At 59.4% G+C, this 22,464-nt stretch carries 28 protein-coding genes; 13 read left to right on the forward strand and 15 right to left on the reverse strand.

Annotated elements, in window-relative coordinates; genetic code table 11:
* Positions 1–6 precede the first annotated feature (6 nt).
* From RS9916_RS15260 to RS9916_RS15265, 3 genes are read left to right on the forward strand one after another with little or no spacing between them, the layout of a single operon-like run.
* Positions 7–138 (forward strand): hypothetical protein, encoded by a 132-nt coding sequence (locus tag RS9916_RS15260; protein ID WP_255346326.1) that lies wholly within the window; start codon positions 7–9, stop codon positions 136–138.
* Complete coding sequence (locus RS9916_RS06180) at positions 135–1,469, forward strand: bifunctional cobalt-precorrin-7 (C(5))-methyltransferase/cobalt-precorrin-6B (C(15))-methyltransferase (RefSeq protein WP_007098444.1); 1,335 nt, start codon at positions 135–137, stop codon at positions 1,467–1,469. Before RS9916_RS15260 ends, RS9916_RS06180 begins: the two co-directional genes overlap by 4 nt.
* Positions 1,460–1,594 (forward strand): hypothetical protein, encoded by a 135-nt coding sequence (locus tag RS9916_RS15265; protein WP_007098445.1) that lies wholly within the window; start codon positions 1,460–1,462, stop codon positions 1,592–1,594. The genes RS9916_RS06180 and RS9916_RS15265 overlap by 10 nt, the downstream gene beginning before the upstream one ends.
* Before the next feature lie 17 nt (positions 1,595–1,611).
* Here RS9916_RS15265 and RS9916_RS06185 read toward each other — a convergent pair whose 3' ends face one another.
* Positions 1,612–2,082 carry a hypothetical protein gene (locus RS9916_RS06185; RefSeq protein ID WP_038023387.1) on the reverse strand — a complete coding sequence of 157 codons (471 nt, stop codon included), beginning with the start codon at positions 2,080–2,082 and terminating at the stop codon, positions 1,612–1,614.
* A gap of 157 nt (positions 2,083–2,239) precedes the next feature.
* Here RS9916_RS06185 and RS9916_RS06190 point away from each other — a divergent pair, with 157 nt between their 5' ends.
* The gene (locus RS9916_RS06190; protein WP_007098447.1) at positions 2,240–2,959 is read left to right on the forward strand and encodes a DUF4079 domain-containing protein; all 720 of its coding nucleotides are present in this window, start codon (positions 2,240–2,242) and stop codon (positions 2,957–2,959) included.
* A 9-nt stretch (positions 2,960–2,968) separates the two neighbouring features.
* Here the strand turns inward: RS9916_RS06190 and RS9916_RS06195 are convergent, their stop codons facing one another.
* The 3 genes from RS9916_RS06195 to RS9916_RS06205 all read right to left on the reverse strand — a co-directional run bounded on the left by RS9916_RS06195 (position 2,969) and on the right by RS9916_RS06205 (position 4,719).
* Entirely contained in the window at positions 2,969–4,027 is a 1,059-nt protein-coding gene (locus RS9916_RS06195; protein WP_007098448.1) for a mechanosensitive ion channel family protein, read from the reverse strand.
* A 114-nt stretch (positions 4,028–4,141) separates the two neighbouring features.
* Positions 4,142–4,462, reverse strand: a complete 321-nt coding sequence (locus RS9916_RS06200; RefSeq protein WP_007098449.1) for a gamma-glutamylcyclotransferase — start codon at positions 4,460–4,462, stop codon at positions 4,142–4,144.
* A gap of 11 nt (positions 4,463–4,473) precedes the next feature.
* The gene (locus RS9916_RS06205) at positions 4,474–4,719 is read right to left on the reverse strand and encodes a NifU family protein (RefSeq protein ID WP_007098450.1); all 246 of its coding nucleotides are present in this window, start codon (positions 4,717–4,719) and stop codon (positions 4,474–4,476) included.
* Positions 4,720–4,805: 86 nt separating this feature from the next.
* Between RS9916_RS06205 and RS9916_RS06210 the strand changes: the two genes are divergently transcribed.
* Complete coding sequence (locus RS9916_RS06210) at positions 4,806–6,287, forward strand: malate:quinone oxidoreductase (protein ID WP_007098451.1); 1,482 nt, start codon at positions 4,806–4,808, stop codon at positions 6,285–6,287.
* Here RS9916_RS06210 and RS9916_RS06215 read toward each other — a convergent pair.
* Positions 6,277–6,615, reverse strand: a complete 339-nt coding sequence (locus tag RS9916_RS06215) for a multidrug efflux SMR transporter (RefSeq protein ID WP_007098452.1) — start codon at positions 6,613–6,615, stop codon at positions 6,277–6,279. The genes RS9916_RS06210 and RS9916_RS06215 overlap by 11 nt on opposite strands.
* Positions 6,616–6,687: 72 nt before the next feature.
* Here RS9916_RS06215 and lepA point away from each other — a divergent pair, with 72 nt between their 5' ends.
* Positions 6,688–8,496 (forward strand): translation elongation factor 4, encoded by a 1,809-nt coding sequence (gene lepA / locus RS9916_RS06220; protein WP_007098453.1) that lies wholly within the window; start codon positions 6,688–6,690, stop codon positions 8,494–8,496.
* 37 nt (positions 8,497–8,533) lie between these two features.
* Here the strand turns inward: lepA and RS9916_RS06225 are convergent, their stop codons facing one another.
* The 6 genes from RS9916_RS06225 to RS9916_RS15345 all read right to left on the reverse strand — a co-directional run bounded on the left by RS9916_RS06225 (position 8,534) and on the right by RS9916_RS15345 (position 14,339).
* Positions 8,534–10,144: a vWA domain-containing protein gene (locus RS9916_RS06225; RefSeq protein ID WP_038023389.1), complete on the reverse strand. Its 1,611-nt coding sequence runs from the start codon at positions 10,142–10,144 to the stop codon at positions 8,534–8,536.
* A 94-nt stretch (positions 10,145–10,238) separates the two neighbouring features.
* Complete coding sequence (locus RS9916_RS06230; protein WP_232199537.1) at positions 10,239–10,901, reverse strand: type II secretion system protein; 663 nt, start codon at positions 10,899–10,901, stop codon at positions 10,239–10,241.
* Positions 10,883–11,317 (reverse strand): hypothetical protein, encoded by a 435-nt coding sequence (locus tag RS9916_RS06235; protein WP_007098456.1) that lies wholly within the window; start codon positions 11,315–11,317, stop codon positions 10,883–10,885. The genes RS9916_RS06230 and RS9916_RS06235 overlap by 19 nt, the downstream gene beginning before the upstream one ends.
* A gap of 156 nt (positions 11,318–11,473) precedes the next feature.
* A complete protein-coding gene (locus RS9916_RS06240; RefSeq protein WP_007098457.1) occupies positions 11,474–13,180 on the reverse strand; it encodes a hypothetical protein in 1,707 nt (568 codons plus the stop codon).
* Complete coding sequence (locus tag RS9916_RS06245; RefSeq protein ID WP_007098458.1) at positions 13,181–13,600, reverse strand: type IV pilin protein; 420 nt, start codon at positions 13,598–13,600, stop codon at positions 13,181–13,183.
* Positions 13,601–13,856: 256 nt separating this feature from the next.
* Entirely contained in the window at positions 13,857–14,339 is a 483-nt protein-coding gene (locus RS9916_RS15345; RefSeq protein WP_007098459.1) for a type IV pilin protein, read from the reverse strand.
* A gap of 108 nt (positions 14,340–14,447) precedes the next feature.
* Between RS9916_RS15345 and RS9916_RS06255 the strand changes: the two genes are divergently transcribed.
* On the forward strand, positions 14,448–15,749 hold the full coding sequence (locus RS9916_RS06255) for a HAMP domain-containing sensor histidine kinase (RefSeq protein ID WP_232199538.1): 1,302 nt from the start codon (positions 14,448–14,450) through the stop codon (positions 15,747–15,749).
* On the opposite strand, the gene RS9916_RS06260 is transcribed toward RS9916_RS06255, so the two are convergent.
* The gene (locus RS9916_RS06260; RefSeq protein ID WP_007098461.1) at positions 15,739–16,449 is read right to left on the reverse strand and encodes a response regulator transcription factor; all 711 of its coding nucleotides are present in this window, start codon (positions 16,447–16,449) and stop codon (positions 15,739–15,741) included. The two genes, RS9916_RS06255 and RS9916_RS06260, sit on opposite strands and share 11 nt — an antisense overlap.
* 71 nt (positions 16,450–16,520) lie before the next feature.
* Here RS9916_RS06260 and RS9916_RS06265 point away from each other — a divergent pair, with 71 nt between their 5' ends.
* Genes RS9916_RS06265 through RS9916_RS06280 form a run of 4 tightly spaced genes read left to right on the forward strand, consistent with a single transcriptional unit; the run spans position 16,521 to position 18,569 of the window.
* Complete coding sequence (locus tag RS9916_RS06265) at positions 16,521–17,003, forward strand: hypothetical protein (protein WP_050752253.1); 483 nt, start codon at positions 16,521–16,523, stop codon at positions 17,001–17,003.
* Positions 17,000–17,449 carry a hypothetical protein gene (locus RS9916_RS06270; RefSeq protein WP_007098463.1) on the forward strand — a complete coding sequence of 150 codons (450 nt, stop codon included), beginning with the start codon at positions 17,000–17,002 and terminating at the stop codon, positions 17,447–17,449. Before RS9916_RS06265 ends, RS9916_RS06270 begins: the two co-directional genes overlap by 4 nt.
* A complete protein-coding gene (locus tag RS9916_RS06275) occupies positions 17,449–17,955 on the forward strand; it encodes a GspH/FimT family pseudopilin (RefSeq protein ID WP_007098464.1) in 507 nt (168 codons plus the stop codon). Before RS9916_RS06270 ends, RS9916_RS06275 begins: the two co-directional genes overlap by 1 nt.
* Positions 17,952–18,569: a hypothetical protein gene (locus RS9916_RS06280; RefSeq protein WP_007098465.1), complete on the forward strand. Its 618-nt coding sequence runs from the start codon at positions 17,952–17,954 to the stop codon at positions 18,567–18,569. Before RS9916_RS06275 ends, RS9916_RS06280 begins: the two co-directional genes overlap by 4 nt.
* A 15-nt stretch (positions 18,570–18,584) precedes the next feature.
* Here the strand turns inward: RS9916_RS06280 and RS9916_RS06285 are convergent, their stop codons facing one another.
* Both RS9916_RS06285 and RS9916_RS06290 read right to left on the reverse strand, forming a co-directional pair.
* Positions 18,585–18,956 (reverse strand): hypothetical protein, encoded by a 372-nt coding sequence (locus tag RS9916_RS06285; RefSeq protein ID WP_007098466.1) that lies wholly within the window; start codon positions 18,954–18,956, stop codon positions 18,585–18,587.
* On the reverse strand, positions 18,953–20,443 hold the full coding sequence (locus tag RS9916_RS06290) for a sensor histidine kinase (RefSeq protein WP_007098467.1): 1,491 nt from the start codon (positions 20,441–20,443) through the stop codon (positions 18,953–18,955). The genes RS9916_RS06285 and RS9916_RS06290 overlap by 4 nt, the downstream gene beginning before the upstream one ends.
* 125 nt (positions 20,444–20,568) lie before the next feature.
* Here RS9916_RS06290 and RS9916_RS06295 point away from each other — a divergent pair, with 125 nt between their 5' ends.
* The gene (locus tag RS9916_RS06295) at positions 20,569–21,384 is read left to right on the forward strand and encodes an ABC transporter permease (protein WP_083773085.1); all 816 of its coding nucleotides are present in this window, start codon (positions 20,569–20,571) and stop codon (positions 21,382–21,384) included.
* Positions 21,385–21,442: 58 nt separating this feature from the next.
* Positions 21,443–21,703 (forward strand): hypothetical protein, encoded by a 261-nt coding sequence (locus tag RS9916_RS06300; protein WP_007098469.1) that lies wholly within the window; start codon positions 21,443–21,445, stop codon positions 21,701–21,703.
* 19 nt (positions 21,704–21,722) lie between these two features.
* On the opposite strand, the gene RS9916_RS06305 is transcribed toward RS9916_RS06300, so the two are convergent.
* Positions 21,723–22,460, reverse strand: a complete 738-nt coding sequence (locus tag RS9916_RS06305) for a MauE/DoxX family redox-associated membrane protein (RefSeq protein ID WP_007098470.1) — start codon at positions 22,458–22,460, stop codon at positions 21,723–21,725.
* Positions 22,461–22,464: the final 4 nt, after the last annotated feature.

The raw sequence follows: 22,464 nt of genomic DNA on the forward strand, positions 1-22,464 counted from the left end.
ACGAGCATGTATCGACGTCTTAGCCACGTCGATCTGAGCCGTCAGGCGAGACGGCGTTGGGTAGCCGGACTTCGCACCATCGGGATCAGCCAAGGCCGCAATGCCTTCGATCGCCAGGCCAGCACAATGGCCTCATGATCGACGTGATCGGCACCGACGCTGGCGCCCCTGGCACGCTTCCACCAGCGGGTCAGCTGCTGGTGGAACAGGCCCAGCTTGTGGCTGCTCCCAAACGGATGCTCAGTGCGCTGCAGCAGTGGCCAGGCGTCCCAGCCAAGCTGCGCCTGATCGCCAGCGACGACCCGATTGCCCTCAGCGAGGCACTGCTGGCCCTGGAGCCCGATCAGTCAGCAGTGGTCTTGGCCAGCGGTGATCCGCTTTGGTTTGGCATCGGCAGGATCCTGATCGAACGGGTCGGTCGCAGCCGCCTGCGCTTCCATCCAGGGCCCAGTTCCCTGCAGCTGGCCTTCGCACGCCTGGGCCAGCCCTGGCAGAACGCCGAGTGGATCAGCCTCCACGGCCGCGATCCCCTCGCGCTCAACCGCTGCCTGCAACAACGCCCCCGATCGCTGGCGGTGCTCACCGACCCCAGCAGGGGAGGGGTGAATGAGGTGCGTCAGATCTTGCGCTCCAGCGGATTGGAAGCCGCCTACGCCCTATGGCTTTGCGAAGCCCTCGGCCACACGGATGAGCGCGTGCAGCAACTGCAGCCCACTGATCCCACGCCAAGCGATCTCAACGCCCTGCATTTGGTGGTGCTGCTCGCGCAACCCGCGCCTGATCCCACACCCGACTCTTTGCCCCTGTTTGGCCTCGATGACGGCCTGTTTCTGCAACACGACGACCGGCCCGGCCTGATGACCAAACGGGAGATGCGCATCCAGCTCCTGGCCGAACTGAACCTGCCGGCCCGTGGCGTGTTGTGGGATCTGGGGGCCGGCACCGGCAGCGTTGGGCTGGAGGCCCTTCGCCTGAGACCAGAACTGCAACTGCTCGCGGTTGAAAAGCGGGGTGGAGGTGCCCGCTTGATCACAGCCAATGCGCAACGCCTGGGGGTGCAACCTGCCGCCGTGCTGGAGGGCGATGCGCTCAAGCTGCTTGAGGCCGATGCTCATCCAACCGCTGACCCTTCCATTCCAGCCGCTCTTGCGCGGGCCGACCGGGTGCTGATCGGGGGTGGCGGCAAGCAGCGCGCTGCCCTGCTCAAGGCAGTGCTGCAACGGCTGAACCCAGGCGGCGTGGTGGTGATCCCCCTGGCCACCGTCGAGGCCTTGGCCGAGCTGCGCCCCCTGCTGGAGCACTGCGGCTGTGCCGTGAGTGTCAGCCAACACCAGGCCTGGCGCGGACAACCCCTCAGTGATGGCACCCGCCTGGCCCCGATGAACCCGGTGCTTCTGCTCAAAGGCACCGCCCGCTGCAGTGAGCCGTCAGACTCAGGCCAACCCAACCCTGAACAGCCATGCCCCTGAAGCAGAGTGACCAGCAGGTGTCTCCTTTGCGCCTGAAAATCACCCTGTTGGTCGCTGGCTTCGGGCCCTTGGTGGCAATTGCGCTGTTTCTGCAGTCGAAGGGCTTCTTCAATTCGCCCGGCTGAAGTGCTGCTGCCGAGGACTACTCGGCAACCTCGGTCGCTCCCTCCGTCTCCTTAATGTCCAAGGCCTCGCGGCAGCTTCGGGGAAACTCGTAGTCGGGATCTTCAGCCCGCCAACCCTCACACACCTGGGCCCATTGGGAGCGAGTCATACAAGCCGGCAATAACGCCATGCAGACAGGGCCGGTGTGGTCCTCCGGCAAGAAGCGAATCGGCGGATCCGGCTCCGTCTTCTCCACGATCTCTGATCCCTCCAGAACGTCGTGACAGCCCTTGGGGAACCAACCCAGGGGCGACGGCAAGAGCGCGTGATTTCGGCAGAAACGCGCCCATTGACTTGGAGTCATGCAGTCTCGGGACAGGGCTCGACAGACAGGAGAGAGGGGCAGTTGAAGCTCAAACTTGGTTTGGCTGGCCTCCGCCAGCACAGCCGGTGCCTGCAGCAGTAGGGCCTGCAGTGGAATCAGTAGCCAGGCGCCATGTCGAAGCATCAGCAAACAGTCGTTCTGACACCAGCCTGATCAAGGCCCAGCGCTACCGCCGTGGGCCAGATCAAGGGCGGCTGTGATCAAGCGCAAAGGGTTGAGTCGAGGGCCAGACAGGCCAAATCGCCCTAGCTAGCGTCCGAGATGCGTGTGCTGGCCTGCAATGACGGCGGTGGACTGGCTCTGGATCCTGCATCCGTTCATGGCGGTGGTGCTGATCTATCCACTGATCGGCATGGTGCTGAGGCTCGGTGTTCAAACCCGGGCCCGGCGTCAGAAAACGAATCCCAAGCTGCCTCCCAGCGTGGGACGCAGCCATAGCGATCTCGGCCGCTGGCTGGCCGCCGGCGTGGTGGGGATTGTGCTGGTAGCCCTCACCGTGAGCATTGCCACCAAAGCGCCCCTAGCCGACTTCAACGGTGGTGCCGCCCGCGGTGCCCAGCTGCTGCTGGTGCTGCTCGGCACAGCCTTGAGCCTGGTGGCGCTCTGGCGAAGCAAGGCGCCAGGGCTACGCCTGGCCTTTGCCCTGATCACCTGGGTGGGAGTGCTGAGCCTGGGGGCCCAGCCTGAAGTGTGGCGCCTCTCCGACAACCCCCTCTCATCCGCCTTTTGGCAATCGCATTACTGGGCCGGAGTCGGGGTGACCGGCCTGATGCTGTTTTCGCTGGGGGCCCAACCCGAGATCGTGCGCGATCTTCGTCTGCGCCGCCTGCACATCACAGCCAGCGTGCTGGCGGCGGTGTTGTTTGCACTCCAGGGCCTCACCGGCACGCGGGATCTGCTGGAAATCCCCCTCAGTTGGCAAAAACCAGCGATTTACGCCTGCGATTTCCAAGCCCGCACCTGCCCCAAGGCTCCCCCCGCAGCACCAACGCAAAGCTGAGCACTCCCATCAACCTTTTCCACCGATCAGGGTGCGCGTTGGGAACGGCATCGAGGCGCCATGGGCCTGCACCACATCACCGATCAACAGCAGCAATTGGTGCTGCAGGTGCCAAGCCGCGATCCGATCGCCGCTCTGGCTGCAGCACACCAGGCGGCAATCGAGGCTGGAAGCGCCATAGCCCGTGAACAACACCCAGAGCTCCATCGCAGGGTTCACATCAGGCAGGACTTTTAAGCGCTCAGCAAGTTCACTGCAAATCGGCTCAATTCGGGCACGATCGTCGTAAGTGACTGAGAAATCGATCCGCAGCCGGCGATTATCGATCTGGCTGATGTTCATCACCGATTGGGCCCCAAAAATGGCATTAGGGATGAACACCGGTTGGCCGTCGAGGGTGCGCAACTGGGTGTAAAACCAGCCGATTTTCTCCACAGTTCCATGGAGACCCTCCGATGGAATTTCGATCAGATCTCCGACCACAAAAGGTTTGTTGATGTAGAGAGAGAAACCGGTCAGCGAGTTCGACACCACGCTCTGGGCACCGAAGGCCACAGCCGCAGCACCCAGGCCTCCAGCAGTGGCCAGCACCGTGACGGGCACGCCCATGATGCCCAGCACCGCCAGCACCCACAGCACCAACACGCTGGTGCCCAGCAGCTTGTCGAGAATGTCTGCGAGAAACAGCTTTTCGCGACTGGCCAAGCTGCCCGGCAGCTGATCGGTGAACAGCGCTCGGCGGTGGCGGAAGCAGCGCCGCCAGCGCCGGAACGTCCAGGCAGCCCCGCCGGTGAGCAGAAAGGTGTGCAAACTGCCCGTGCTCAGGATCGACAACCGGGCCTGTGGGGGAACCAACCCCAGCAGCCAGCTGGTCAGCCCAATCGCCAGCACCGTGCTGCAAATGCTGAGGCTGGAGGTCTGGGCAAGATCCCGCCAGGGCTGACGACGAAGCAGCGTGCGCGCCAGCAGTTGCAACAGCAACCAGACCAGGGCAGCGGCCAGCAGGGCCACAAGGCCCCGCTCCAGCCGGAAAGGCATCACCGGGAGCAGCAGATCGAGCACAGCCATCAACCTTTGCTCTCAGATTGGCGTCAGAGAGAACGCCTTGCCCATGCGCGTCCCATCGCACTCGTCCCCCAGGGCAGTCATGGCCGTGGAGGGAGTGCACACCGGTGGACGGCGTCAGCGAGTGCTCCAGGACTCCGAGGCACGAGAGGGTCGCTGATACACCCACACCAAACGGCCATCAACCAGTGGGCGCTTCACCCGCTCGTACACCTGCGGGGCCTCCTCCCAGGCATCCAACGCCGGCCACTGGGAGGGATCGACGCGATACACCTCCCCGTTCACGTCACCAACGCCGGCTGTAAGCATGGGGTAGCCGGCATGGTCGATCAGTTCGCTGGCTGCCAACACCCCATCACTGAGGCGATGGCAGCCATCGAGCAGGTGATGGGCAGTGCATCCCTGCCGCAGGCTGCCGTAAACGAACAGCAGCTCCAAACCCGGTGAGCTCAGAGCACCTGCACCACTTCGCTCACTTCGGGGATGGCTTCGCGCATCTTGCGCTCGATGCCCATCTTCAGCGTCATGGTGCTGCTGGGGCAGCTGCCGCAAGCACCCTGGAGACGCACCTTCACCACGGGGCCATCAATTTCCACCACTTCCACGTTGCCGCCATCGGCCATCAGGAAGGGACGCAGCTCATCCAGCACCTTCTCAACGTTTTCGCTGGTGAGGGGCAGCGTTTCAGTGCTCATGACGCGGTGGGTCCATTGGAATGGCCCAACCCTAGAAAGGCGCCGCACCGGTCGACCCATAGCCTTAGCTCAGCTACAGCTCCGCCTTGAACCGCTACGACGTCGTGCTGGTGGGTGCGGGGATCATGAGCGCCACCCTGGCGACCCTGCTGCACGAGCTGGATCCCGATCTGCGTCTGCTGCTGGTGGAACGGCTGGAGGGTGCAGCCCTGGAGAGCAGCGCCGCGGTCAACAACGCCGGCACAGGCCATGCCGCCAACTGCGAGCTGAATTACACCCCCGCCCAGGCCGACGGCAGCGTCAGCACCGTCAAGGCCCTGGCGATCAATGCCTCGTTTGAACGCAGCCTGGAACTGTGGGCCTCCCTAACCGAGCAGGGGCGGCTTGATCCGGCCGCCTTTCTGCATCAGGTGCCCCATCTGAGTGCGGTGTGGGGCGACGACGACATCACTTTTCTGCGCCAGCGCCACCACCAACTCAGTGCGCTGCCGGCATTCGCCGCCATGGAGTGGAGTGAAGATCCAGGCGAACTAGCCGCCTGGATGCCTTTGGTGATGGCGGGCCGTCAGGCCAAAGACGGGGTGGCGGCCACCCGGATCAACCGGGGCACCGACGTGGACTTCGGCACCCTGACCCGGGCTTATCTGGCCCCACTTCAGGCCAGCGGTGCTCTGGAGGTGCTCCATGGCACCCAGGTGAGCGATCTCGAACGCCGCCGAGCCGCAGACATGAGCGAAGGCGACTGGCTGGTGGAGCTGCGCGGCCCCTCAGGGAAGCGGCAGGTGGAGGCACCGTTTGTGTTTCTTGGCGCTGGCGGTGGTGCCCTGCCGCTGCTGCAACGGTCCGGCATCCCTGAAGCGGCGGATTACGGCGGCTTCCCGGTGAGCGGCCAGTGGTTGGTGTGCAATGACCCGGAGTTGGCCAAGCATCACCACGCGAAGGTGTACGGGAAAGCCAAGGTGGGGGCGCCACCGATGTCGGTGCCCCATCTCGACACCCGCTGGATCGATGGCAAGCGGTCGCTCCTATTTGGGCCCTATGCCGGCTTCAGCAGCAAGTTCCTCAAGCAGGGCTCCTTGCTCGATCTGCCTAACTCGGTGCGGGTCGGGAACCTGCTGCCGATGCTGCAGGTGGGCGTGAACAACTTCGACCTGGTCACCTATTTGGTCAATCAGTTGCGCCAGAGTGCTGGCGATCGCCTCGAAGCCCTCAAGGCGTTTCTGCCCACGGCCCGGGCCGACGACTGGAGCCTGTCGGTCGCAGGCCAACGGGTGCAGATCATCAAACGCACCAAAGAGGGCGGCAAGCTGCAGATGGGCACGGAAGTGGTGGCCGCTGCCGACGGCTCCCTCGCCGCTCTGCTGGGGGCTTCTCCTGGTGCCAGCACGGCGGTGTCGATCATGCTCGAGGTGATGGAGCGCTGCTTCCCGCAGCAACTGGCGAGCGCCGCCTGGCAATCGCGGTTGCAGCAGTTACTGCCCAGCTATGGGCAAGACCTCAATGCCAACGCCGAGCTGCTCAACAGCAGCCGCAGCCGCAGTAATGCGCTGTTGGGCCTTACCCCTTGATCTGACCGCCCAGATTGACGGTGATCACGCCTGCTGTGATCAAACCGATGCCCACCAGCTGCGCTGGGGTGGGCACCTGGCGATAGGCAAGCACCCCCACCACCACGATCGCCACGATGCCGATGCCGCTCCAGAGGGCATAAGTGATTCCCAGGGGGATGGTGTCCACCACCTTCGACAACAGCAGAAATGCGACCGCATAGGCACCCAGCACCAGCACGGTGGGCCAGGGGCGGCTGAAGCCCTGGGTGAGCTTGAGGCAAGAGGTGCCCACGATTTCGGCGCTCACCGCCAGCAGCAAGAGCAACCAAGGATTGGCAGAAGGCACAGGGGGCTGGTGGCTGCTCCCTAGGATCGCTTGACTGAGTCGAAACGCCCGAGCCGGGACCCCGCCAATCGCATGACCGACGCCCCCGTCTCACGGATCCGCAATTTCTGCATCATTGCCCACATCGACCACGGCAAGTCGACCCTGGCGGACCGGCTTCTGCAGGACACGGGCACGGTGGCGAACCGCGACATGCAGGACCAGTTTCTGGACAACATGGATCTGGAACGGGAGCGGGGGATCACCATCAAGCTCCAGGCCGCCCGGATGAATTACAAGGCGGCGGATGGTGAGGAGTACGTCCTCAACCTGATCGACACTCCCGGCCACGTCGACTTTTCCTATGAGGTGAGCCGGTCGCTGCAGGCCTGCGAAGGCGCCCTGCTGGTGGTGGATGCCAGCCAAGGGGTTGAGGCCCAAACCCTGGCCAACGTGTATCTGGCGCTGGAGAACGATCTCGAGATCATTCCGGTGCTCAACAAGATCGATCTGCCGGGCGCCGATCCCGATCGGATCAAGGAAGAAGTGGAGGCGATCATCGGCCTCGACTGCAGCAACGCCATCCCCTGCTCGGCCAAGACCGGTTTAGGGGTGCCCGAAATTCTCCAGGCTGTGGTGGACCGGGTGCCGCCCCCGGCGGACACGGTGAAGGAGCCCACCAAGGCCCTGATCTTCGACTCCTATTACGACCCCTACCGGGGCGTGATTGTCTATTTCCGGGTGATGAGCGGCAGCATCAGCTGCAAAGACAAGGTCTTGCTGATGGCCAGCAAGAAGACCTATGAACTCGATGAGATCGGGATCATGGCGCCCGATCAGAAAAAGGTGGATGAGCTCCACGCCGGCGAGGTGGGCTACCTGGCGGCGTCAATCAAGGCGGTGGCCGACGCTCGTGTGGGCGACACCATCACCCTGTTCAACGCACCGGCGGAAGAGCCGTTGCCGGGTTACACCGAGGCCAAGCCGATGGTGTTCTGCGGCTTGTTCCCCACCGAAGCCGATCAATATCCCGATCTGCGTGAAGCGCTTGACAAACTGCAGCTCTCCGATGCAGCGCTGCAGTTTGAGCCGGAAACCAGTAGTGCCATGGGCTTTGGTTTCCGCTGCGGCTTCCTGGGCCTGCTGCACATGGAAATCGTGCAGGAGCGCCTGGAGCGGGAGTACGACCTCGATCTGATCGTCACCGCCCCGTCGGTGATTTACAAGGTGAACATGATCGACGGCAGCGAGATCATGGTGGATAACCCCGCCACGCTCCCGGATCCACAGAAGCGCGAATCAATCGAAGAGCCCTACGTGAAAATGGAGATCTACACGCCGAACGATTACAACGGCGCATTGATGGGGCTCTGCCAAGAACGGCGCGGTGAGTACATCGACATGAAGTACATCACAACCGATCGGGTGACCCTGATTTATGAATTGCCGCTGGCGGAAGTGGTGACGGACTTCTTCGATCAGATGAAGACCCGCACCCAGGGCTATGCCTCCATGGAATATCAGTTGATTGGCTACCGCAAGAATCAACTGGTGCGCCTCGATGTGTTGATCAACGGTGAGCGTGCCGATGCCCTCACCACGATCGTGCACCAAGACAAGGCCTACAACGTGGGTAAAGCTCTAGTAGAGAAACTGAAGGAACTGATTCCACGCCAGCAGTTCAAGATTCCCATCCAGGCCTCAATCGGCAGCCGCATCATTGCCTCCACCAGCATCAGCGCCATGCGTAAAGACGTGCTGGCCAAGTGTTACGGCGGTGACATCTCCCGGAAGAAGAAACTGCTCAAGAAACAGGCCAAAGGCAAGAAGCGCATGAAGGCGATGGGCAAGGTGGATGTGCCTCAGGAAGCTTTCATGGCGGTGTTGAAGTTAAACGACTAGAGGCAACGAGAACAGCCCAGCAGGCAAGTGCTCTGGATCAACTGTTCTCATCTTGACCCTCTTGGAGTGAATCCTTATCGATCTGGTTGTAATAGCCCTGGGTGAGCCCAGACAGTTTTTCCAACCAGGGCGACTCCAGGCCAAAAGACGTTGTATTCACAATCAGCGCACGGTCTTTTCCGTCGTACTGACGATCGTCGTTTTCACCTGCGTAATAGTCAGCAGTAGATTGATGGTCCCAACTTGACCAATTACCACCGTTACGATCTCGATTGGGCCGACCATCCGACATCAAATACAGCGTATCGGCTTCTGTGTCGTCAAAGGCTTTTTGAATGGCATTCCATGGATCAGTGCCGCCCCATTGAGTCACCCTTTCGTTATCCAGCGAATTAACAAACTCGATCGCTGAGTCTCGCTTGCCATCATCACCCAAACGCACTAAACCGTCCTGGGATTCACTCCACTCTTTGTGATTGCCATAGCCACGAGAGCTGAAGGAGGTGAGTCCTACCTTTGTGTTATTTGGCAACTGATCGAGGATCATCGTCATTTCACTAATCAGCGCCTCCATACGAGTCAAGGCACAAATTCTCCTTGTATCGCGATAACGACCTTCATTTGGATCATAGAAAGTGCGCCATGATCCATAGCCATCACCCCACATCACACAGGCACTCATCGAACCTGATCCATCGATCACAAAGCGCACATTGCTGCTGGTGATGTTCTGAAAGAAAGCACCGCTAAGAGGGCCACCTTGCCCCTCTTCTCCAAAATTGTCGACTCGTTTATCAGCACGAGCAAAAGCCGTGAAATAGAGAGGCTGGTAAGTAACCCGTCTGTCGCCAACCCCCAATTTATTGATGAAGCTTTCGGTGATGGCATCTTCATCCTCGCCCTCTTCTGCAGCAGTGGGATCAATGAACTTGACCAATTTGTAGTTGGTGTCCGTTTGAATCCGTAGTGCGGGTTGACGCTCAGTTCGGCTTGGTGTTTGTCCAGCAGTGAAGGCAAAGTCAGTGGTGCTCAGAATCTCAGCCTTGCTAGGACCCTCTTCTTCACAAACGGTGGAAAGACTTTCACCTTCTTTAAGCTCACTTTCTTTGCGGCAAGGGATAGCACCAATACCTTCCAGAACGCGCGAAAGAAACACCTTTGACGTCTCATTGTATTTCCCATCTGGATCCAGCGGGGCACCACAGCGTTCGATAGTGAATCCACCTGACCCCATACTCATGCCATAGAGAACAGGTTGGTTCAACTCAATCATTTTGACACCGAACAATGGCTTAAAAAGACGAGTTCCTGCCAAAGCCCTACAGTTAGCAACCATGGATGTGTAGCGACTATCACTTAGATTGATATGAGCCTGATCCTCCGGGAAAGAATTGGATTGGTTCAGCACAAGATGCATGCTGCGCTCAACCTCAGAACGCATAAGCCGCAAACCATTTGTGGAATTCTGACGAAGCGTTGTTTTGTCCTCAGACTGCTTAATTAGCGTCCCAGTCGATTGCAGCGCGACACCAGAAGCCATAATCAAGAGTGTCCCAACACCGGCCGCAATCACCAACTCGCTCATCCCTGCGAAGCCATTGATTTCCGGCTTGCGACGAATACAGGAAAGCAAGGCTTTGGAATTCATGATCCATTCGCAGCTTCATCCTTATATTGTCGCCAATTGATATGCCGAAGCCCTGAGCAAGTAATAGAAATAAGATGAGGAACGAATGAGACTTTCACTTCACACAGCTGCTAGTCAAGGAGTTCCAACTGGCACGAAGAACAGTGCCAGTTCCGGATATCTTGAGGCAACGGGTCCGCAATCGTTGCTCCTGGCTACTGGAAGATCGAATCAGAAATAAAAGATCCTCTGACATCGTGCTGGTGCCAGGAGGGGTGAGCTCATAGGTCGCCAAATTCACACTCACTTCAACCAACTTTGATTCCGGGGTGCCCTCGCGATTGAGCAGCCGTAGCGAACGATCGCGAATGATTTTATCTCTTTCCATGCCACTGGAGTCTCCCGCCAACAACACACCAATTTCGGGTCCATAGGCACAACCACTGGATTGACCGGCAGCTTCGATATCGCTGTTACAACATTCAATTCGCGATGGATAATTTGTCATCTCCACCAGATCGGCGGGAGGCACAAAGTTATTAAGACCACTAGAATCAAACTGCAATGTGCAACTGGTTTTCTGCTGACCAAGCTTGGCACGCAAGCCAAAAAACCCAGCCTCCAATTGCTGCGTATATCGATCAACCTCTCCCTGGCGCATGTTACGCACATAAGACGGTATAGCCGCTGAAAGGCCAATCGTGACAATCACCATGCCAACTAAAAGCTCAAGCAGCGAAAAACCAGACGAATTAAGTTTCATCGTGTTGAATAGCATTTGGCCGCAAAATTTGGAGTCATCTCAATGATTCGCCGTTCTGCCTTGACTTGCTGCTCTGGACCTTCAAAGCTGTAAACAATGCGGAGAATCCCTGGAACCGAAGTAATGTCAAAGGTGCGTGTGACGTCTTCGTGCCGAGGCTCTGGTGCAACTATTTGCAGATGATTACTCAGTGCTTCCGGAGGGTTACTGCATGCACTGTCTAGGGCCTCTTGGCCACCATCATCAATAATCCATGCATCAGTGTAGTAGGAGTCTTCCTTCTGCATAGATTGAATGTTGTCATTAATAGCCGCTTCAATTCGGACACGATCCGACAGACTTGCACTTCCACTTAAGGCCGCCACAGACATGCGACTGACTGCTGCCAAAGCAGAAGCGAGGAGAATCCCTGCGATCAGCACCTCGACCATCGAAAACCCGTTGACTGGTTTCCTTGATCGCTTCTGGCGTCGATAGCGATTCCTGCTTTTCACCCTATGGAGCCACTCGATACTTATTCAATAGTTCTACTTAATTGTTCTAATTGATTCTCCGTGCTTGCATATGAGGAGTGGATGAGAATTAAATTACCAACGCCGGAACGTATCGAGACCTGTGCCGCGGATTCCACGAGTCACCATCTGGCCGTAACCAGGGAAGTTTTTGCTTTCCCAGTCCCACTGTTCATTGAGATCACGAACGACAGAGCTATCGCCACTGGTACCAGTGATTAAGTCAAAGGAGCCTGCATCAGTGCAAATAGCATCGGCCCAAATCAGCCCATTCAAGCTGGTAGTGCTGCTCCCTGTTTTCACAATACCGGGAATTAAATGCACACTTGCAGCAGGGAGGCTATCGCCATCAAAGGCGAGTACGTACTTATCAGTTGAGGGCAAGGCCGCGCAGCTGCGTACACCGGCTGGTGTTGGTGCAGCAGACAAAATAATCAGTTGTTCAGGCTTGCCATTGCAGCTATTACTACCCTTATTGACCCCACAGAGTTGAGCACCACTTCCAAGGTTGATACTCCCTGTAATTCCGGGCTCTAATGAGTCTGCAGTTGAGCTGTTGGGATATTCCAAATGCAATACAACAGGCCGGTCAGCACTGGTCTCGATCAGCAGTCGCGTACTCGTGAGATTGATGTGTTCGATATAAACATGGCAATCATCTCCGGTTCCCTGGCAGAGCTCGCTCGCGTTCAGACGAATGACAGAGCCATCACTTTCTTCTAAGTCATCACGTTCTTCGACATCTACTGAGTCGGAATCACGGCTACACGCAATGGCATTGCAGTTGATCAATGATTCAGTATCATCAAAACTCCAAATCCGGACCTTATCAGACTCACTGGCTTTGTCTTGCGTCAGTCCAAGGTTCCACAAACTACTCGTGGGTAATCCCTTCTCAAGGATGGGGACAATCCTATTCTCAAGATTGGTATTCGCGATACTTGCTCCAACATCAGCAAGCAGGTTAGAAGGCAAGCATCCATTGGCAGTAAGGTAGCGATTTGCTGCGTTAACATTCAGCAGCACTTTACCGGCGCCAGAACCTCCATTTCTATCAAGAATTTCGGTATTTCCCAGCGAGAGTGTCTGGCCGGCAATCACCGCCCAATCACCTTCACCGGCAACAATTGAGTTCACATAGAGCGAACGCAGAAGAAGGGTTCGAGCGAGGTATCCCTTGCCTGGATCATCTCCATCGCGCACCACAAGGCCCTCAATCTGAAAGCGTCCTTCACCTGCTCCGTTGTTGCCGGCTGTTGCAGTGGTGGTGTATCCCCGTAAGCGGTAGAGCAATTGAATATTCGCTTTTCCATCGTCTCGTTGGCTCGATTTGCTCTCCGTGAGCGCCACATGCGGAGGCTCGCCTGTACTGCTACTCGCTGGCACGGCCTCAGGCAATTGACTGCGGTTGGTGCAAAGCTCTTTCAAGGGAAAATCTGCTTGGTTAGAGGCATTCCAACCCCATTTCTCACTCCCAGAACGATCAATATCTCCGCCATGATGATCAAGGGTAAAAAGATAGCCCATGTAGGCCGAATAATCATCATTGTTAAGTTCGCCGAGAATCCGATTAAAACCATTTAACGCAGCAGTTTCTGCCATTTGCTGATAGCTTTCTGCAGCACCCAGCTTGCGACCCATCAGCTGCCGAAGTAGCAATCCGGTGACTCCAGCCATAAGCACCATTCCCATCATCAAAGCGATTAACATCGAAAGCCCTTGCTCTTGCTTGGGAACCTTTCGAGCTGATTGCTGTTTGCGAGGAGAATTTGGGAATTTCATTTATCCGCAGTTAGGAGCTGATGCAGCGGCATCTTTTGTGCCTTTATTGATGCCACTAGCACCGTTGGTGAGATTCACACAAGCAACAATATTGAGATTGGGCGTTTCTTCACGTGTGGCTGTAATGGTGAACAGGTTGCTGGCATTGCTTATGACGACGTCGTAATAACCACCAGCAAGAGTGATTGCTTGAAAGTTGGTCGCAGTTGCAGGACCATCGTCCGTCATCACTGCACTAGTTGCGTTGAGATCAGACCAACTAGCAGGCAAAACACCAAATTCGTCTGCATAAGATGCGATTGTGGCTTGGATTTGAGAGATTGTTGAGGCAGCTTCATTCTGGCGTGATCGGTTGACTTGGTTGAGGTAGTTGGGCAGAGCGATGGATGAGAGTATTCCGACAATTACGATTGTGATCATGACCTCACTAAGCGTGAAGCCGTTTGGCCTATTAGGTTTTTTATGCGTGATATTCAAGGCTTGAGTGATTGTTTTTTTTAATCATGGCGCCTTTTGAGATGGCTTGCCTTTGAGTATGTGTATTTTTTCGTGAGAATTCGCTTTGCTAAAGTCCTGAATACCAAAAAGTCCGCGCAAGGCGGACTTTTGTCTTTGAATTTACTTAGATAATGTGCATAACTCTACTGATTTTTTCCCGTTTGACTTTGTTGAATTATTACAGGCAAGTGGGCGGGGTCACGTCCAGTTGAGTATTGATGTCTACTTTGCCTGTTTTAAAGTTGACGCATCCACTAAGTACCTTGTCTTCCAATTCGGCGTCATTGTCATTCCCTGTTGCGGTCATTGGGAGGACGGCTGAAGTGCCTGTCAAAGTTCCTGTAATTGCATAATCGAAATTTCCTGCTGAGTTAGCGGTTGTAATAGAACTAGCCATAACCGTCTGTACCGCGGTTGGGTCGCTCTTGTATTGGTATTCCGCGTGCCCCTCTTTGAGTAGCCCGCTGAGTTTGGCAGAGGCTTCAGAAACCTTGGCTTTTGTGGTTTGGCTCAGGAAGTTAGGAAGTGCAACCGCCGAAAGAATCCCAACAATCACGATCACGATCATTAGCTCCACCAGTGTGAAGCCCTTCTCGATCAGATTCTTGCCTTTTTTGCGGTTAAGCAGCGCCAGCTGAAAGCGCGAATTCAGAGGAGTCATATCTGAAAAGTTGTGAGTGCACCTTCGGTGCGAACCCTTTCATCATTTCCTCGGCTTGATGTCATTAGGCAGAAGGCTGGCTAAAGCATCCCTAAGAAGGCTCTTAGGTTGTTTCTCAGACTCCAGGTGTTGCGCACGCTTCCCTCACTACGCCTGTGGTTGCTCTCGACCAGCGTGTTGTCGGTGATTGCCGGCTACAGCTTGCTGCTGGGCATTAATGGCCTACTTGCCTCAAGGCAGCGCCATGCCAGCCATCAGTTCTTGGTCACTGCCCTGGTGGAACAACACCAAACCCCTAAGGGCTTGGAAGTATTGACCCTCCCCCTACTAGGGATTGAGTTCTCCGTGCAACCCTCCGGCTCCAAGCAACTGCCTTGGATCGATCAGGGCAATGGCCAGACAACCTGGATGGTCAGTGCCACCCCTGTTGAGAACTTCAACGGGGAAGAGGAGCTGCTGGTGGTGCGGCAAGACGTGTCGGCCTCCCTGGCCTATGAGCGCAACTTGCAACTGCTGCTGGTCGCAGCAGCTGGCGTTTCAACACTGCTCACCGCAGGGCTATTGCGGTTGGTGCTCTGGCGAGGACTGGTGCGGCCCCTGGATGATCTCAGCGAACAGTTGGATGCACTTCAAGCCGATGGTCTGGGGGAGCAGCTGATCGACTTAAACCAGCAACCCCTCGAGCTCCAAGCGATTGCCACGGCCTTCAATGGCCTGCAACAGCGGCTCGCCGCGGCTTGGCAAAGGGAACGCCGCTTCGTGGATGGGGTGGCCCATGAACTGCGCACACCGATCACCCTGATTTCCGGCCGTTCCCAGCGGCTCCTGCGCAAACCCCACCCCCCGGAGCAGCAACAACCTCTGGCACAAATTGCCGCGGAAGCCAGCCGCATGGCCGCCCTAATCACTGCCTTGCTGGAGCTGGCGCGGAGTGACTCCGGACGGCTGCAGCTGGACTTGCAGCCCTGGGATCCAGAGCAGCTGCTTGTGGAGGTCTACGAGCGGGTGGAACCGCTGGCCCCCAGCCGCATGCAATTGGCCGCCTCCAGTCCAGAGGCCTTCCCTTTGATCCAGGTCGATGCCGAACGGCTACAGCAGTGCGTGCTCGCCCTGGTGGACAACGCCCTGACTTACAGCCAGGAGAAGGTGTTGCTCAGCGTCAGCTGCGGCAGTGATTCAGTCGGGCATTGGGTGAGCCTGCATGTGCTCGATCGCGGCCCTGGCATCCCCGCCGAGGAACGGCCCAAGGTGCTTGAGCGGTTTGTGCGCGGTAGTCATTCCGTGGGTCATCGCGGCAGTGGAATTGGGCTTTCGGTGGTGCACGAGCTCAGCAAGGCCATGGGCGCTGAGCTGGTGATCAGCGATCGCACCGGGGGCGGCGCCGATGTGCAACTGCGCTTCAGGGTTTGATCTCTCCGACCCGCGCCATGAACCCCACTCCCCGGGTGGTGTGCAGCAATTGCGGCAGTCCCGACTGCTCAAGCTTGCGGCGCAGGTAGCCCATGTAGACATCCAAAGCATTGGGATCTCCCACAAAGGGATGGCCCCAGACCGTCTCCAAAATCTGCTGGCGGGGCAGCACCGTTCCGGCCTCCTGCACCAGGCATACCAACAGATCAAACTCCCGCTGCGACAGGTTGATCGCGGACTCACCGCGCTTCACCTCCCGGCGGATCAAATCGATGCTCAGATCGCCAAGCTCCAGGTTGCTGGTGGCATCCCGTTGGGCTGCATAACCCTGGCGGCGCAACTGGGCCCGCACCCGGGCATGCAGTTCCTCGAGCTCAAAGGGCTTGGTGAGGAAGTCATCGGCACCCGCATCCAAGGCCGCCACCCTTTCATCGAGGGCATCGTGAGCGGTGAGCATCAGCACCGGTGTGGTGTCACCACTGCTGCGCAGACGCCGGCAGATCTCGATGCCATTGAAATCCGGCAGTCCCCAATCGAGCACCACGAGGGCAAAGGCCTGCTGGCGCAACTGCAGCAAGGCGTCTTGGCCTGAAGCCACGGCGATGCAGCCATGGCCAGCCCCTTCCAGTTCCTCGCGCAGGAACTGCAGCAGTTCCGGGTCGTCGTCGACCAACAGCAGCTGGGCAGTGGCGTCGCTCACCCTGACTCCGAGGATGTTGGCAGCGTATCGACGGTGTGCGGGGAATGCTCCCGGCAGTTGCGTCATCGCTCATGCGCCGCGGCCCATTGATGCTCCCCCAACCCAGGCATGCCGAAAAGGGCTTTGTGTTGCCCCTCGCCATCGGCACCTCCTTGGTGCTGCTGCTTGGCAGTGCATCCGTGCACAGCCTGGCGCTCCATTCCCATTTGCGGGCGCGCAGCTCCTGGCAAGACCAGGAACGGCAGGATCAGCTGCGGTCCGCCGCCATGGCCTTTCTGGGGCAGACGAACACGCCCGCGCAGCGATGCCTGATGGAATGGCCGTTGGCGCAATGGCCCAGCCAAGCGGCCCATTGCGGTGCCAACGACGCTTCCAAGCTGAACCAAGGGCAAGCCGGTTCCCATCGCTGGGAGCTGCTGGATTGGCAGCCATCGGCCCAAGGCGCTGAACTGCAGCTCCGCCTTGGTGGAAGCGAGTCGGTGAGCTCACTGTCGCTGAGCCGCGCCCCCGATGGCTTTCAACTGCGGGACGGCCTGCAGGCGGTGCAGCCATGACCCTGGCAGAACTACTGATCGCAGGAGCGATCGCTGGCTCCAGCTGCTGCGCCTCGGTGCAGGTGTGGGGACAAGCAGCGCAAACCGCCCGCTCTGCCAGCGATCTCACAGACGCCAGTGCCCTGCTGGAACGCCACTGGTTAGCAAGCCGACGTTGGTTGGCCGCTGCCCCCATGACCGAGATCTGCGCCCTTGAGGCGGAGAGCCTTGATGAGGCTTTACAGCAGTCGCTGCCGCTGGCGGCTGGCCTGAAGCGATCGCTGCAAGCCAACGACGACAACCCCGGCCTGTGGCTGGTGCTGGAACACCCAGTCTCGGGGCTAAAACGGCGCCAATTGATGACAGCCGCCGGACTCGGTGGGTGCACCGACAACGCAGAACCACGCAAGCCAGAGCCAAGCAACGCACAACACCGATCCGCATTAACCCTGGAGCTGCTGCCGTGATGCACCGACCAACGCACTCAGAAGGGTTTTCGCTGGTGGAGCTGCTCTGCGCCATGGCCGTGCTGGCTCTGCTCAGCAGCGTGGCCCTGGTCAATGCCCGGCCCCAGCACGATCGCCAGAAACTGGAGGCTGCCGGCCAACGCTTTCAGCTGGCCATCGACCGGGCACGGCTGAAAGCGCGGCGCGATCAGCAGCCCTGCGGTCTGGGCCTCAGGCAGGAAGGCGAAGCCAGCCAAGGATTGCCGAGCTGTGCCTCCAGCGGCCACCCCCTGCCGGCGGCAGATGCCAACTCGGGCGTTCAGGTGCACACCAACATGCCCAGCCAGCTGCGCTTTACCACCAACGGCTTGATGCTGGATGGCGGACTGGTGGTGTTCAGCCATCCAGGCACCCATTCGCGCCTATGTGTGGTGGTGAGCCTGCCCCTGGGGGTGACCCGCCGGGGGCACTACGGCGCCGATCCCGCCCTGGAGCTCAGGAGCAAGCACTGCAGGCCGGCCTCATGAACGCCCCATCCCGGTACAAATGGCAGCAGCCTGGAGCGGGATTCACCCTGGTGGAGCTGCTGCTCGCCGCGGCCCTCGGCACCCTGGTCTGCGGTGGTCTGTTGCACCTGCTCCTCGGCGATCTGCGGCTGAGCGCGGCCATGGCCCAGAAGCTTCAAGCGCGGCGGCAACAACAGCAAGTGCTCACGCTGATCCGCGCTGAACGCGACCGGGGATACGGCGTGATTGCCAACCCCGACCCCTCGCAGACCTGGCCTTGCGCCCTGGCAGGCCGGCGAGCCGTGCTGGCCATTGCCCTCTCGCCCGCTGATCCAAACGCCCGCCATCAGGCCATCGTCTACAGCGTGGGAGCTGCGCCTTCACCAATCTGGCGCGGCCAGGTGCTGATGCGCTGTGGCCCGGCCTACGGGCTGGATGGACGGATGGCCCTTGAAAGCCAATTCCAGAACCGCGTGGTGCTGGACGCCCTGCCGAGCGGCGGCCAGCAAGGGCTCAGAGCAACGGCCGATGCCCAGTTGCCGGTGATCGATCTGCAGCTGGAACAAGAGTTGCCCCAAGGATCAGGGCAACGCACCAACCCACCGAAACGACTGAGCAGTTCAGCCACCCTCTGAACTACCACAGGCCGATCAGGAGTCGCTGGCTGGGAGGCCTTCAAAAGGTGCTGTCGCCCTCTCCTCCAGGAGGTAGTAGGCCTCCACGCTCGCAGCCGCTAACGCCAAAAAGAGATGGTCGATCCAGCCAAACTCCACCCCCATCCCCTGAACCGCGATGGTGACATTCACCACCACCATCACCAACAGAAAAATGGCCAACAGCAACGCAACAACGGGTTGAATCACACGGCGGTCGCACCAGAGCGACACCAGCAACGGCAGCAGCACCAGCACCGAAACGCTGTGCAGGATGCGCATCGACAAATCGGTGTGCGTATGGGCGTTGATCGCCGCCCAGATGTTCACGGGAATCAACAGTGACGTGAACAGCAGATAAAAGATCATTCCGATGCAGCAGATGATCGGGCGCCAACTCCATCGTTGCTGAGGGGCAAACGCACACTGAAGGTGCTGCCCTGGCCCAGCTGGCTGGTCACTCCCACCGTGCCTCCCATGGCCTCCACGAGCAACTGAACAATCGACAAACCCAAGCCGCTGCCACTGCTCACGGTGGCGTTGGCCGCGCGATGGAAGCGGTCGAACACTTTGGGGAGATCCTCCGGGGGAATGCCGATGCCCTGATCCACCACCTCCACCACGGCCATGGCCTCGGCTTGCGCTAAGCGCACCGTCACAGGGGTGCCATCCGGCGAATACTTGTGGGCGTTTTCGATCAGATCCAGCAGCACCTGCCGCAGCCGGTCGGGATCGGCCAGGGCCACCAGCATGCCGCTGGCATCAAGTTGGGCGGGCAGCTGCAGCTCCACCTCCCGTTCAAGGCTGCTGCGGGCCAGATCCACCGCTTCACGCACCGCCATCGCCATCTCGACGGCTTCGCTGTTCAGGCGCAGCTGGCCACTATCACTGCGGGAGAGATCGAGCAGATCATCAAGCAGGTGGCGCATGCGCAAGCTCTCCTCTTCCGCCGTGCTCAACCCTTTGCGCTGCCCATCCGTGAGGTTGTCGCCGCGCTTGAGGGTGCGATGCAGATAGCCCTGCACGATCGTGAGCGGCGTGCGCAGCTCATGGCTCACCGCACTCACAAAACGGCGCTGATCACTCCATGACTTGGCCAGGCGGGCCCGCAGATCGTTGTAGGTGTTGGCCAGCTGGGTCACCTCCAGCGGCGCCCCCTCGATCTGCAACGCCGAGCTGTTGAGGGTGTCGGCGGTCAGCGCGGAGGACGCCTCACTGAGTTGGCGCAATGGCCGAATGATTCGCCGCACCAGGCGATTCACCACCGCCAGCGACAGCACCAGACAACCGCCCCAAATCACGATCATCCAATTGAGGAAGGCACTCTGCGCCTGGTTGATGCGGGTGACTTCAGCACTGCTCCACACCTTCTGCCCAGAGGGGTAAACGCGATTGAGGATGGCGATGTAATCCATCCCATCGACGCTGAAGCGGCGGGTGACGCCGGGTTGGTCACCGCTGCCGCTCGCCACCTCGGCCACCACAGAATCAACAGGCAGATGCCCATCCGCTGGCAGCAACAACTCCCCATTGGGCTGCTCAATCCAAAGGGTGTGGCGGTTGGTGGAATGCCAGCGCAGTTCCTGTCGGATGGCCTGCTGACGCCTGGCCCGGGCAGCGCCTGTTTCGCCAGCAGGGATCTCCAACAGGCGCTCGGCCAGCAGACAGGTTTCGAGAGAGCGGGCACTGGCCCGCAGGTCGGCATCGCCCGACACAAGCTGGTTGCGCTGGGTCAGCCACAACCCAGCGATGCTCGCGCCACTGAACCCCAGGAACACCGCCAGGTAGGTGGCCAGCTGCAACTGTCCCGAAAGACTGCCGAGCAGGCGTTGGCGCCAGCGCGATGAGGTAGCCATCCCTCCATCTTCATCGCCCTAACGGAGATCTGCAGCGAGAATGCCGCCAGAGCGCGTGAATCGATCCGGCGTTGAGCTTTGGTTTCTCACCCCTGGGCCTGTCCCGCCCCAGCCTTTCGGCCCGCATGGCCCGCTGGGGGCTGGTGATCGTGGCCATCTACGGCCTGATCGCTGTGGTCACACCCTTGCTGTTGGCCGCGGGCCTGCTGCCAGACCCCAACGCCGGACTCGACAATCCCATCTATGCAGCTCCCTCCTGGCAGCACTGGTGCGGCACCGACCGCCTTGGCCGCGATGTATGCGTGCGCACCCTCCAGGGAAGTGGTGTCGCCCTCCAGGTGGTGCTGCTAGCGGTGGCTCTCGCCCTGGTTATCGGCGTGCCGCTGGGCATGGTCAGCGGTTATCTCGGCGGAGCGGTGGACCGTGTGCTCGTGCTGCTGATGGACACGCTGTACACACTTCCCGTGCTGTTGTTGTCGGTGGTGCTGGCCTTCCTGCTCGGTCGGGGCATCCCCAATGCTGCAGCGGCTCTGTGTGTGGTGTACGTCCCCCAGTACTTCCGCGTCGTGCGCAATCAAACCGCCCAGGTGAAGGCGGAACTGTTTGTGGAGGCCGCGCGCTCCCTCGGTGCCGGACCGGTGTGGATTCTGCGCCGCTATCTGCTGCGCAACGTGATCACCTCCGTGCCGGTGCTGGTCACCCTCAACTCCGCCGATGCGGTGCTGGTGCTCGGGGGGTTGGGTTTCCTCGGCCTTGGGCTGCCGGAAACAGTGCCGGAATGGGGCAGTGACCTCAACCTGGCGCTGGCGGCAGTGCCCACCGGCATCTGGTGGACGGCGCTGTTCCCAGGACTGGCGATGTTCGTGCTGGTGCTGGGGCTCTCCTTCCTAGGCGAGGGCCTTGAAGCCTGGGTGAGCGGAGGGGAAGCGTCCCGCAGCTGACACACCCGTTTCACTCCGGGCGAATTGTGGTCAGACTGCAGACATCTGCACGAGACCGATGCCCTGGTGGACGACTCTGGTGCTGATGGCTCTGGGCACGTACCTGTGGTTATCAGGACGCTCCAACCCCGATGACGTGATCGGCCTGCTGGAGCAGATGCTGGCGATCGCGCTCGCTTTGGTGGTGCTGTTTGTGGGCCACAACCTGCTGATCGAAACGCTGGCGCTCGTGGTCGCACTGCGCCTGCCAGCCGCCCGCCGCAATCACCCAGTCACCGAACGATCCAAAGCCGGCAAAGACGTTTTGATTCCGTTCTGAACTGAAAGGCTCCTGGCACTTACGGCCAAAGCCCAAACGCCACGAGGAATCCCATAACCGTAAGGATCGCGTATTCGGTGAAACTGACGATCCCCAGAGGTGTTTTGGAGTTGCCTCCCACGCAGGCGCAATTGAGCGCCAATTTGTCGACATACACGGCCTTCAGCACGGACGCCATCCCCGGCACCCCCAACACAAGGGCAACCCAGCCGGCCAGGGGCACAGGGGGAGCGGCCAAGAACCCCAGCCCGATCAGCAGCTCCACTCCGGGGTAGACCCGTCCCCACAACGGAATGCGCTGGGTGATCAGGTCATATTTCGCAAAGCTAACGGCAAACGACTGCACGTCCATCAGCTTCAGCATCGCCAAGGCACACACCGAGAAGCCCATGAAGCGCTGCATCACCGCATCCCCCAGCACCAGGGCCATCAGCAACGCGGTGCCGAACACAGCCACCACCGGTGTGTAGGAGTAGTGAGCCTTTTCAGCGCGTTCGCCCAGCAAAGCCGCCAGGTCGGTGTAACCACCGATGCGACGGCCTTCGGCAAACAGCTGGGGCGTGGTCGAAACACCCTGCTGTTGTTTGAACGCAGCCACCTGCTCAGAGGTGGTGAGCTTGTGGTCTTGAAAACGGATGCCGTGCCGGGTCAACAGACCAATGGCCTTGAGTCCCCAAGGGCATTCATGCTCGGCAGTCGACATCCGGTAGAGATGCACATCCTGCAATTCGGCTGCGGTGGTCAAAACAATCCGCATGGCT

This window comes from Synechococcus sp. RS9916 (genome assembly GCF_000153825.1).
Lineage (GTDB): Bacteria > Cyanobacteriota > Cyanobacteriia > PCC-6307 > Cyanobiaceae > Synechococcus_C.